General features: G+C 42.7%; 11 protein-coding genes. 9 read left to right on the forward strand and 2 right to left on the reverse strand.

Annotated features, from left to right (window positions below; translation table 11 throughout):
• Positions 1-56 precede the first annotated feature (56 nt).
• Entirely contained in the window at positions 57-899 is an 843-nt protein-coding gene (gene hisG / locus MARME_RS19850; protein ID WP_013663060.1) for an ATP phosphoribosyltransferase, read from the forward strand.
• A 214-nt stretch (positions 900-1,113) separates the two neighbouring features.
• On the opposite strand, the gene MARME_RS19855 is transcribed toward hisG, so the two are convergent.
• Positions 1,114-2,301 (reverse strand): ROK family transcriptional regulator, encoded by a 1,188-nt coding sequence (locus MARME_RS19855; RefSeq protein WP_013663061.1) that lies wholly within the window; start codon positions 2,299-2,301, stop codon positions 1,114-1,116.
• A gap of 227 nt (positions 2,302-2,528) precedes the next feature.
• On the opposite strand from MARME_RS19855, the gene MARME_RS19860 reads away from it, so the two are divergent.
• From MARME_RS19860 to MARME_RS19890, 8 genes are all read left to right on the forward strand, one after another.
• Positions 2,529-3,782 carry an ABC transporter substrate-binding protein gene (locus tag MARME_RS19860; RefSeq protein WP_013663062.1) on the forward strand — a complete coding sequence of 418 codons (1,254 nt, stop codon included), beginning with the start codon at positions 2,529-2,531 and terminating at the stop codon, positions 3,780-3,782.
• A 163-nt stretch (positions 3,783-3,945) separates the two neighbouring features.
• Positions 3,946-4,839, forward strand: coding sequence for a carbohydrate ABC transporter permease (locus tag MARME_RS19865; protein ID WP_013663063.1), 894 nt, complete (start codon positions 3,946-3,948; stop codon positions 4,837-4,839).
• Positions 4,839-5,762, forward strand: coding sequence for a carbohydrate ABC transporter permease (locus tag MARME_RS19870; protein ID WP_013663064.1), 924 nt, complete (start codon positions 4,839-4,841; stop codon positions 5,760-5,762). The genes MARME_RS19865 and MARME_RS19870 overlap by 1 nt, the downstream gene beginning before the upstream one ends.
• A gap of 4 nt (positions 5,763-5,766) precedes the next feature.
• On the forward strand, positions 5,767-6,876 hold the full coding sequence (locus tag MARME_RS19875; RefSeq protein WP_013663065.1) for an ABC transporter ATP-binding protein: 1,110 nt from the start codon (positions 5,767-5,769) through the stop codon (positions 6,874-6,876).
• 27 nt (positions 6,877-6,903) lie between these two features.
• Positions 6,904-7,026 carry a hypothetical protein gene (locus MARME_RS22745; RefSeq protein WP_013663066.1) on the forward strand — a complete coding sequence of 41 codons (123 nt, stop codon included), beginning with the start codon at positions 6,904-6,906 and terminating at the stop codon, positions 7,024-7,026.
• A 133-nt stretch (positions 7,027-7,159) separates the two neighbouring features.
• Positions 7,160-7,813 (forward strand): nucleoside triphosphate hydrolase, encoded by a 654-nt coding sequence (locus MARME_RS19880; RefSeq protein WP_013663067.1) that lies wholly within the window; start codon positions 7,160-7,162, stop codon positions 7,811-7,813.
• A gap of 22 nt (positions 7,814-7,835) precedes the next feature.
• Positions 7,836-8,567, forward strand: coding sequence for an SDR family oxidoreductase (locus MARME_RS19885; RefSeq protein WP_013663068.1), 732 nt, complete (start codon positions 7,836-7,838; stop codon positions 8,565-8,567).
• 99 nt (positions 8,568-8,666) lie between these two features.
• Positions 8,667-10,136 carry a mannitol dehydrogenase family protein gene (locus MARME_RS19890; RefSeq protein WP_013663069.1) on the forward strand — a complete coding sequence of 490 codons (1,470 nt, stop codon included), beginning with the start codon at positions 8,667-8,669 and terminating at the stop codon, positions 10,134-10,136.
• Positions 10,137-10,685: 549 nt separating this feature from the next.
• On the opposite strand, the gene MARME_RS19895 is transcribed toward MARME_RS19890, so the two are convergent.
• Complete coding sequence (locus tag MARME_RS19895; protein WP_013663070.1) at positions 10,686-11,897, reverse strand: ammonium transporter; 1,212 nt, start codon at positions 11,895-11,897, stop codon at positions 10,686-10,688.
• Positions 11,898-12,180 lie beyond the last annotated feature (283 nt).

The following is a 12,180-nucleotide window of genomic DNA, read 5'->3' on the forward strand; positions in this document are numbered from 1 at the left end:
ACCTATAAAGTGATACTTTTAGTTCATAAATAAAATCAATGTATACGGAGTTTATAATGATTAGGATGGCCCTGCCGAACAAAGGGAGCTTGTATCAGCCTTGTATCGACTTACTTGTTTCATGCGGATACAGCGTTAAAAAGCCTACTAAAGGGCTGTATTTTTATGACGAAAAAAATGAAATAGAATTTTATTTCCTACGTGCCAATGATATCCCGATGTATTTAAGCAAAGGCATAATAGACATAGGTATTACAGGGAAAGATTTTCACAGTGAGAAGAAGAGCAACGCAGTAAACCTTTTAGACCTGCCGTTTGGCCATTCAAAGCTCTGTATAGCGGCTATGCAAAGTTCCACTTTAAATAATAAAGATGATATTTCCGGTCTTAGAGTGGCAACCTCTTTTCCTAATATCGTGGGAGATTACTTTCAAGATAATGATATTGAAATAGTCGAACTTGATGGTGCCGTTGAAATTTCAGTGAGCCTTGGCCTTGCTGATTGCGTGGTTGATATTGTTGAAACTGGCTCTACATTAAAGTCTGCCGGATTAAGAGTCGTATCTGAGCCAATATTTACGTCAAATGCGTCTCTCTACTCAGCGCCTAACCCAACCAATAAGCCGGATCAGAACAAAATCGTAAACAGAATTACCGGCCGACTGATCGCATTGGATTATCAGTTAGTAGAATATGATTCACCACTAGAAATTCTCGATCAAGCTTGCGAACTAACACCTGGGCTTGAATCTCCAACAATCTGTCAGTTGAAAGATCAGAACTGGTGTTCAGTCAAATCTATGATCAAGAAAAACGAAGCACATCAAATTCTTGATAGCCTTCAGGAGTTGGGCTGCAAAGCCATATTACTTACAAACATTGAAATGGCTAGGATCTAACTTAATATTTAATCTATATTAATTTCGACTTAATCTGACCATCCTAATTGAAAAATAAAGTCGTCAGGTGAAGTCTGAAATTAATACAGTTTAGCGTCAGTAAAAAAGTACAGTACGCCCTTTAGAGTTTTCAGAAACTTTTTCTCTCCAGCAAAAAAGGCGTATTACGCTTCCGCTAATACACCCAAATCGACAATGGCTCCATTGTTGTATTCTAAGACGTTCCAAACAACATTTTTGTATCGAACTCAAAGAATTCACGGTGCAACATCATGGCCGCTCCAATTGCGGGCGCTTCTATTCCTAATTCTGATAGCTCAATTTGAGGTTCATATGAATCAGGGAGTAGGTGCTTGCGCATACTCTCAATAACTTGTGAATGAGCTAAATTTAATAACGGACCTAACCCACCACCAATATAGATTTTCTCGGGGTTTAAAATGCTCGTAAGAGTAGCAATGCCTCTTCCTAGATAGTGGGACCAATCATTAATTACCTGCAACGCTATAGGGTCTTTGTCGGTCAATGATTTCAAAAATTCACTAATGGACTCGGCTTTACCTCCTAACTCTCTATACCGAGCTAAAATCGCATCGCGTGAAACAAAACTTTCAAAAGAACCATCTACGGGTGTTGGATGAAAATAACCTCTTTCACCGACGACTATATGCCCGATCTCACCTCCATATCCGTTAAAGCCACGTAAAATGTTTCCGCCACTCACTACACATCCACCGACACCCGCATCAGCAAAAATATAAACCGCCTCGCTAACAGGCGAGTCTTTACGACTGTTAAGATCCGCGACAGCGAAGGCATTAGCATCGTGGTCTACGCGTGCAATCGTTATGTCTGGCAAGCTTGTTTTTAATAAGTCTAAGATCGGGACATTTTTCCACTCAAGTAAAGGGGCGCGAATTACCCTGCCTTTAAGATCAACAACCCCCGGCACAGAGATACTGAGGCCTTTTATTGCCTCTCTCAAACCCAATTTTAAAACAAGCGATGACACTTCTTTAGCGAGGAGTGTTGTAACAACACTGGGTGAAGTGTCAGCTAAATCATAATTAACGGTCTCAAGAGCCACTACATTCGACGCAAGATCGATAGCCGCAATCGTAATACGACCAACGCCAATGTCAGCTCCTAGAAAAATTGCATGTTTCGGATGTAATTCAACTCGTTTACTGGGTCTTCCTGTTCGAATTGGATTGCTATCTGGAGGGCTAGCTTCATCGATTACAAGGCCTGAAGCCATTAAGGAGGCCACGATACTACTTGCGGTTGATCGGGTTACACCAAGTTCCCGAGCTAGATCAGCTCGACTCATTGCACCCAGATCGAGCAATGCTTCAAGCGCTCTTGTTTCATTGATATGTCGGACTGCTCTTGGCATTACCATTATGTCTATCCTCGATTGTTAATCCTAACCACGTCACCCTCGAATAAATGGGTAAGGAGAGTCACGTATTATATGTTGACAGCTGATCTTTATTGAATCATAGTTTTGTTTGTTTGACACCCAAACAAACAAATGAATTACACTTTATATATGCAAAGCGATGTTGTGCGTATAGACGCTCTACTTATCATCCGAACAAAAAGAATAATCAATTGGAGAATAACAAGATGAAAAAGCAACTAGTTTTAAGTTCTTTGGCAATTATCCTTTCAAGTGGATTAACGCAAAACGTATTAGCTCAAGACGTTGAAGTACTGCATTGGTGGACTTCCGGAAGTGAAGCTGCAGCACTCAACGTATTAAAAGACGATCTAAAGTCCAAAGGATACGGATGGCAAGATATGCCAGTTGCTGGTGGAGGTGGAGAGTCGGCTATGACCACATTGAAAGCTCGAGTTACGGGTGGAAATCCTCCCACTGCAGCTCAGCTTCTCGGTGTCGCCGTTCAGGATTGGGCTAATGAAGGCTCACTTGGAGACCTATCATCTGTCGCTAAGGCAGACGGGTGGGATGCCGTTGTACCGGATGCTGTCAAAGATTTCGCCATCAATGATGGTAAATGGGTTGCCGTGCCAGTCAATATACATCGACCTAACTGGTTATGGGTTAACGCAACCATTTTTAAAGAAAATGGGTTAACTCCTCCTACCACTTGGGAAGAATTCAACACAGTATCTAACACTCTTAAGGCAAAAGGGATCACACCTCTAGCTCATGGCGGCCAACCTTGGCAGGATTTAACCATCTTCGATGACGTAGTACTTGGCGTAGGCGGGCCTGATTTTTATCGTAAGGCAATCCACGAGCTCGATATGGACGCCCTTGGGTCAGATACGATGGTCAAAGTGTTCGACCAAATGCGCATTATTAGAGGGTTCGTAGATAAAGATTTCTCTGGTCGCGATTGGAACTTAGCAACCGCTATGTTGATAAATGGCAAAGCGGCAATGCAGTTGATGGGAGACTGGGCAAAAGGCGAGATGACACATGCCAATGTTACTCCAGGTAAAGATATCTTATGTTTACCTGCTCCAAGCACTGCTGGCTCTTTCCTATTTATCAGTGATTTCTTCGCTGGGTTTGATGTTGGTGCCAATGATCGTGATGCCCAAGGCGCACTTGCTTCTAGTGTTCTCTCTAAGAAATTCCAAGAAGAGTTTAACCTTGTAAAAGGTTCTATTCCAGCTCGTACAGATATTTCTCGTACTCGGTTCGACGCTTGCGCTCAAAAATCAATGGATGATTTGGCTGAAGCTCAGGAAAAAGGAACTCTTATCGGTTCACTCGCTCACGGTACCGCTCAAGGCGCTTCTGTGCAGAGTGCAATTTCAGATGTAGTAACCTATCACTTTAACTCTGATATAGGCTCAAAAGAGGCGGTTGACATTCTCGTCAACGCCATTCAAGACGCAATGCTGTAATCTAAATACTGTTGCTTCAACCTTTTATGGCTGGGATTTACCTCAGCACCCTTAAGAAAAGAGAGTACCCACAAGGTATTTTATTTGAATAAGTGTGCTGAGTTTGTCATTGGTTTTCGAAAGCAAGACTCCCCCTTTACTAATAAAAAATAGGGTCTATTCAGTGAAAAATAGAAATCATATAGGTGTACTTGATCGCCTCCAATTTCAACTGCCCAAAATTGTATTAAGTCCATCCGTCGCAATTATAGTGATTTTTGTGTATGGATTTATCTTGTACACAAGCTATCTCTCTTTTACAGGTAGCAAGATGCTACCTAATTTCAATTGGGTTGGATTACAGAATTACATAACACTTTTCAGATCTCGTACATGGGACACTTCTGTAACCAATCTCGCGATTTTTAGTGTCTTGTATATAGGCATATGCTGTTTTATCGGTTTAATGCTTGCGATCTTGCTTGATCAGAAGATCCGTAACGAAGGATTTATTCGAATAACTTACCTTTATCCAATGGCATTGAGTTTCATTGTAACCGGAGTTGCTTGGAAGTGGATTCTTGATCCCGGCATTGGCCTAGAAGCGGTTTTACAAGGATGGGGCTGGGAGAGTTTCAGTTTTCGTTGGATTAAAGAACGTGACATGGCCATCTATACCATTGTAATTGCGGCCGTCTGGCAAACTTCAGGTTTTGTAATGGCCACGTTTTTAGCAGGATTGCGCGGCATCGATAATGAAATGTTACGCGCCGCACAGTTAGACGGGGCTTCTACTTTTGCGTATTACCGTAGAATCGTTATCCCTCAGCTACGTCCTGCATTTATGTCAGCTTTTGTAGTATTGGCCCATATGGCGATCAAGTCATATGACCTTGTTATCGCCTTAACGGGCGGAGGACCAGGGAACGCCACCTCGATGCCTGCAACGTTTATGTATTCATATACCTTTACTCGCAACCAAATGGGTATCGGTGCGGCTTCAGCTGTAATGATGCTTATGACGGTTGCTGCCATCATTGTGCCCTATTTGTGGTCTGAATTACGGGAGAAGAAGTAATGGATGGCAAACAAAAAACATTGATCGAAGCTAATACGGATATCAGTGCAAGTGGCCGTAAAACGCGGTCTATCATGCCAACTTTCACGAGATTCAGCCTCTATCTCATATTAGGGCTTTTCTGTGTTTACTATTTGTTACCCCTTTACGTGATGGTCGTCAATTCATTTAAACCATTGCCAGAGATCACTTCCGGGGGAATGGTTGCTCTACCGATAGATTGGACAATTTCCGCATGGCAAAGTGCATGGTCTGAAGCTCAAATAGGGGTTGAAGCGACGGGGCTAAAACCCTATTTCATAAACTCACTCCTGATGGCAATTCCAGCTGTAACCATTACGACTTTACTGGGTGCCGTGAACGGTTATGTATTGACTAAATGGACTTTTCCCGGAGCGACTCTCATTTTTGGACTTATTCTATTCGGATGCTTTATACCATTTCAGGCAATCTTGATTCCGATGGCGAGCGTACTTGGTCGAATGGGAATCGCAGGAACACTTCCCGGCATAATTTTTGTGCATGTCGTTTATGGGATCAGCTTTTCAACGCTCTACTTTCGAAATTACTACGCATCATTTCCTACTGAATTAGTTAGAGCTGCTCAGATCGACGGCGCAAGTTTCTTTACAATTTTTTGGCGAATTATGTTGCCTTCGTCAGGCCCAATAGCCGTGGTTTGCATCATTTGGTTATTTACGAATATTTGGAATGACTTTCTTTTTGGGGCTTCATTCTCAGATTTTGACAGTCAACCTATGACCGTAGCTCTCAACAATTTGGTGCAGACTTCAACCGGAGTTAAAGAATACAACGTGCATTTTGCAGGCGCCATTTTAGCGGCGCTACCAACTCTAATCGTATACATCGTAGCTGGACGGTATTTCGTTCGCGGATTGATGTCCGGCTCAGTAAAGGGATAGTCAAATGTCATTTTTAAATATTAACAAAGCGACTAAATCATACGGCTCTGTAAAGGTTCTACAACAAACAAATATTTCAGTTGAGGAAGGTGAATTCCTTGTCCTTGTAGGGCCCTCTGGTTGTGGAAAATCCACTTTGCTGAATATGATCGCCGGTATAGAAGAAATTACCTCTGGTGACATCGAAATTGCAGGACGTTCCATGAAGGGAATCAAGCCATCAGAAAGAAATATTGCGATGGTTTTTCAATCCTATGCGCTTTATCCAAATATGACTGTCAAAGGAAATATTTCTTTTGGTATGGAGATGCATCGAGTACCCAAAAAAGATCGAGAAAAGAAGATTTCAGAAGTCGCAGAACTTCTTCAGATAACGCATTTGTTGGACCGAAAGCCAGGTCAACTATCAGGAGGGCAGAGACAAAGAGTGGCGATGGGCCGAGCATTGACACGAAATCCAGATGTATTTTTGTTTGATGAGCCTTTATCAAACCTTGATGCAAAATTACGTGTTGATATGCGTACCGAAATTAAAAAATTGCATCAGAAGCTCGGTACAACCATTGTCTATGTCACACACGATCAGATAGAAGCGCTGACGTTATCTACCCGAATTGCAGTCATGTATGGTGGCTACGTTCAGCAACTGGGAACGCCAAGTGAAATCTATAACAATCCTGCAAATATGTTTGTCGCAGGTTTTATGGGGTCTCCATCTATGAACCTATTCCCAGCACGAATTTCCATACAGGATGGGGATGCGCTAGCGGAAATAACGGCAAAGGATGGTTCTACTTCGGTCTTGCCATTAAATAGTGATGTCTTTACTGCTTATGAAGGGAAAGAAGTGATTCTCGGTCTCCGCCCAGAGTCAATTACGGATTACGACAGTGCTGACCCGCATTCAAAATCTATTCACACCATAAAAGCCCGCGTAGAAGTGGTTGAACCAGCAGGATCAGACACCTTTGTAATAACGCATTTGAGTGGCAAAGATGTTGTTAGTCGTTTTCGAGCAGACACTCCAGTCAAAGCGGGAGACATCCAACAATTCGCAGTAAACATGGAAAAAGTCGTCGCTTTTGATCCAGAAACGGAAAAGCGTATTGCGTAAATCTTAAGAATTGTAGGAGTCAAGAAAATGACGAACAAACTCGAACCGCTAAGTGATATGGGTATGGTTGTCGCTGATATCGGTGACTTTGAGGCTGTCCGAAAATTTAATCCACTACCATTAGTGAATCTCGTTCTCGATGGAAAATAAATGAAGATGAGATTGCTTATGACAAGCTTTCAAACGGCATTCGTAAGTTTCACACAAACGCAGTTGAACAAGAAAAGTTCATCGATGCTCAACATAACGCTTCGATGAACTGATAAAGCAAAGGCTTTCGAATATGACATCAACAACACCAATATCAGTAAAAGAGCTCGCTGAACTGTTAATTAAAAAAGGTAAGGACACTCGGATAGTAGTCGCACTTATCGGTGCTCCCGGCTCAGGGAAATCGCTATTAGCTGACAGGCTTCAAACCGCAATCAATTCCTCAAAAATGACCGTTTCGGCGATTTTACCGATGGATGGTTTTCATTACGACAACCTAATTTTGGATCAGAAAGGACTGTTATCCAGAAAAGGCGCTCCTGAAACCTTCGACGTTTCAGGATTAAAAACCACCATAAAAAGATTACGTGACAATACGGAAACGGAAATTGCCGTTCCGGTATTCGATCGCTCATTGGAAATCGCTCGTTCTGGTGCTCGATTAATTCCGAATCACATCAATGTTTTGATCGTAGAAGGAAATTACCTGCTGCTAAACCGTGCTCCATGGAATTCATTAGCGTCACTTTTTGATTACACCGTTTCAATTGACGTTACGGAAGAAGAACTGCGAAGACGACTGATTCAACGTTGGCATAACCTAGGTCTTGAGCCTAAAGAAGGCGAAGCTAAGGTAGAAACGAATGATTTACCCAACGGACGAACCGTACTCACTTGTTCAGTACCATCAAACTTTCTTATAGAGAACAACTGGTCTAACCAGTAACTAATAAAAAAAAGGAAAAAACATGTCTAAATTTAATGATAAAGGTCCTATTTTAGTAACCGGCGCAAGTGGTGGAATTGGGGCAGCAACAGTACGACAGCTTTGCGACGCTGGCGCAGAAGTCATTGCCAGCGGACGTAACACGGATCAACTTGATAAATTGGCTGAAGAAACCGGATGTCGCACATTGGCTTTCGACCTGACATCTGAAGAGAGTATCAAGAATGCTTTGGAAGGGCTTGACCTATGGGGCGTAGTAAACTGTGGCGGTTTTGGAGGAGAAATTGCAACTCCGATGGATACCGATATCGATGTATTTGATAAGGTGATTTCGATAAACGCCCGCGGTGCACTACTTGTCACTAAATATGCCTCTCAATCAATGGTTCGCCTGGGCAACGGAGGAGCGATTGTTAACGTCTCAAGCCAAGCATCACTGGTGGCTTTAAAAGGCCATATTTCCTACGGATCTTCCAAAGCCGCTTTGGATAACATTACTCGAGTTTCCGCACTGGAACTTGGGAAATACGGTATCCGTGTCAACAGTGTAAACCCTACTGTAGTTATGACAGAAATGTCTGCATTTTATTGGGGACGTCCAGACATTGGCGAGCCATTCTTAAACCAGATGCCTCTAGGTCGTTGGGCAACTGAGGATGAAATTGCTGCTCCTATCGTTTTCTTATTAAGCGACGGAGCCTCAATGATATCTGGCGTGTCTCTGCCAATCGATGGGGGCTTCACTGCCTGTTAATTAAATAAGTCGGTACTGTAATGGGCCAGACCTCCCCTAGGTTCTGGCCTATTTTTGACTATGAAACCGTGTCGGTATAACAGTTTTAATGGAGACTGCATGTCCCTTATGCTTAACAACAATAATATTAGCGACCTTCCAGAAAATGTGAAGGTTCCATCTTATGATCGATCTAAGGTTAGCCCTGGAATTCTTCATATCGGAGTGGGAAACTTTCATCGTGCTCATATGGCGCTCTACCTTGATAGTTTGTTTAACGAAGGAGACGCATTAGATTGGGGAATAATTGGAAGCGGTATCCAATCGTCTAATATTCAAATGAGAAAGCAGTTACAAGACCAAGACTGGCTGACAACAGTCGTAGAACTCGATCCGCTAGGATACTCTCCAAGAGTAGTCGGTTCTATGATTGACTTTGCTGAAGTCAATTCTGATTCTATTGTGGCTGCCTTGATTGACCCTAGGATTCGCATTGTTTCACTAACCGTCACGGAAGGTGGATATTTTATTAATGCGGCGTCAGAAAAGTTCGATACCACTCACCCAGATATTGAATCTGACGTGTCAAACCCGGAAGATCCACAAACGATCTTTGGAATTCTCGTTAAAGCGTTGTCATATAGAAGAAATCATGACATTAAGCCTTTCACTCTTCTTTCATGTGACAATTTGCCGGGCAACGGTGATGTAACGAAACAATCGGTATTGGGATTTGCCAAATTAATTGACTCTAATTTAGCATCTTGGATCGAGAGTAACGTGTGTTTCCCTAATTCGATGGTAGATCGAATTGTACCAGCGACAACACAGAGGGAACGCACCATGGTAGAAAGATCATTTGGTATCATCGACGCAAATCCAGTGGTTTGCGAACCATTTATACAATGGATTATCGAAGATAAATTTAGTTCAGGACGACCGCCATTAGAACGAGTAGGTGTTCAATTTGTTGATAACATAGAACAATATGAGCTAATGAAGCTCCGTATATTGAATGCTGGACATGCCAGTATTGCTTATGCTTCCGCTTTGCTGGACTATCATTTTGTTCATAAGGCGATGGCTGATGCCGATCTAGTAAACTGGCTTCGAGCACTTCAACAGAATGATGCTATACCGACATTGAAGCCGATTAATGGTGTTGACTATAACGTCTATCTTGAAAAAGTAATTGAACGATTCGCGAATCCTGAAATCGGAGATACGATACCCCGCTTAGCAGCATACGGCTCAGACCGCCAACCAAAGTTCATCTTTCCAACTCTGGCTGATGCCATTAAATCCAACGGTAGCATTGAAGGTTTAGCGTTAGAGCTGGCTATTTGGTGTCGTTATTGTTCAGGTAAAACGGAAAGCGGAAAAGAGATTAACATTATTGATCATCACGCTGATATGTTAATGAAATTGTCCGAACAAGCCAACACTCGACCGTCGGCATTCTTAGAGTATTCTCCACTATTTGGAACTCTTTGTGAAAATTCTAGGCTCATGGATTTATTCGTCCGCTGGTTAGAATTGATTAACGCCAAAGGCGTTCGTTTCGCTTTGCAAAAATATGTTTGTAGCTGAGAAAACATGAGTTTGTATTCATGGGTAACTCTCCCTTTTTAAACATAGTTCAAAAGGGAGAGTTTAAGCGGCCTTTGGTGATTGTAAAACCGCAACTATGCCATAGTCTTGTATCTCTTCGTGTTTAAGCGTGTAGCATAATGAGCTTCCTCATCCTTGAGTTTGTAACGAGTTATTGATTTGGCGTCAATAACGTGGTGCGTGTCCTTTATAAACTTCGACCAAAATACGTTTTCATAATAGGCCGCTTATCTAAAGGAAAGATGGCAGTACGGCCCTTTATTCATGATGATTGACTAGAAAAGATAAAGATCGGTTAATAAGAGAGTAAAAAATCACCCTGAAAAGAGTGATTCGGTTTGGGTCTTGACCTAGCCGGAGCGTCCATATATGGCCTGTATATTCTTTACAAACTAGGCTGCAAAGCCATATTACTGACGAATATTGAAATAGCTAGAATTTGATTTGTAGCCAAATTTGTTTGGATAAAGGAGAAAAGGCGGTCTCTGCGTAACAGAGACCGCCTTTTATTATGAATAAGACCAGATCTTAATCTTTGCTCACCGAACCGATTTTATGAATAGAAAGATCGGCACCGTTGTACTCTTCCTCTTCACTTAGACGTAATCCGCTGACGGCCTTCACCGTTCCATATACAACAAAGCCGCTGACTAAAGCGATGCTTATACCAATGGCAGAACCGACCAACTGTGATAAGAAGCTAACATTGCCCAACCCGCCTAGGGATTCAAGACCAAAAATACCTGCCGCTATACCGCCCCACGCTCCGCAAATACCATGTAATGGCCATACGCCTAGGACATCGTCTATGTGTTGGAACTTTTGTTGAATCAGCGTAAATAGCCAAGTAAATAACGCACCCGCTACAAGACCCGTTGCCAATGCGCCGATGGGATGCATGATGTCTGAACCTGCACAGACAGCAACCAACCCCGCCAGTGGGCCGTTGTGAATAAAACCGGGATCGTTTTTACCCAGAATCATCGCGGCAATAATACCGCCGACCATAGCCATTAACGAGTTCACTGCGACCAACCCGCTGATGCCGTCTAAGGTTTGTGCCGACATAACGTTAAAGCCAAACCAGCCAATGCAAAGTATCCATGCACCCAACGCTAGAAAAGGAATATTGGACGGCGCAAAAGCGACCAATTTGTCGCCTCTGAAACGCCCATTACGCGTCCCAAGCAAGATGATAGCGGCTAACGCGACCCAGCCTCCAAAACCGTGTACGACGATAGAACCTGCAAAATCATGAAAAGGCGCGCCGAATTGTGTTTCTAACCAATCTTGAAAACCATAATTACCGTTCCAGATCAGACCTTCTAAAAATGGATAAGCCACGCCAACAATAACAGCGGCGGAGATCAGCATCGGATAAAACCTTGCCCGTTCCGCCACACCACCGGAAATAATGGCAGGAATCGCCGCGGCAAAGGTCATTAGAAAGAAAAACTTCACTAAAGCGTAGCCACTTTGCTCAGCAAGGGTCGCAGCACTTTCGAAAAAGTTAATGCCATAGGCGATTTGGTAGCCGATGAAAAAATACACGAGAGCGGAAATCGCAAAATCTGTCATGATTTTTACAAGGGCGTTGACTTGGTTTTTACTGCGAACGGTTCCTACCTCCAAAAATGCAAAACCTGCATGCATCGCAAACACCATGATGGCGCCTAGGAGAATAAAAAAGGTATTAGAATTGGCTATCAGCATTTCTACTGCACTGTTTGTGGCTGTCACAAAGAACCCTCTCATTTGATCGCACCAAGTAGGTACTGTTTACTCTTCTTTTTGCGCCTTTTTCGCACAAATTGACTAAAAAAGGCTTGAAACTGACTATTCGAGACAAAAATAAGCAAATTTCGTTCCATTTTTGCTTATTTTTGGTGCTTAGAGTGGATTAAAGTGGGGAGAGAGACATTAATAGCCATCAGTTCAAAGTGTTTTTATGATCTAGGAAACCGTAAAAGACTTTTTACATCGTCACTCAACTCCGCCCCTGTTTTATGCAGCAGATAAAAGG

The organism is Marinomonas mediterranea MMB-1 (assembly GCF_000192865.1).
GTDB classification, from domain to species: domain Bacteria; phylum Pseudomonadota; class Gammaproteobacteria; order Pseudomonadales; family Marinomonadaceae; genus Marinomonas; species Marinomonas mediterranea.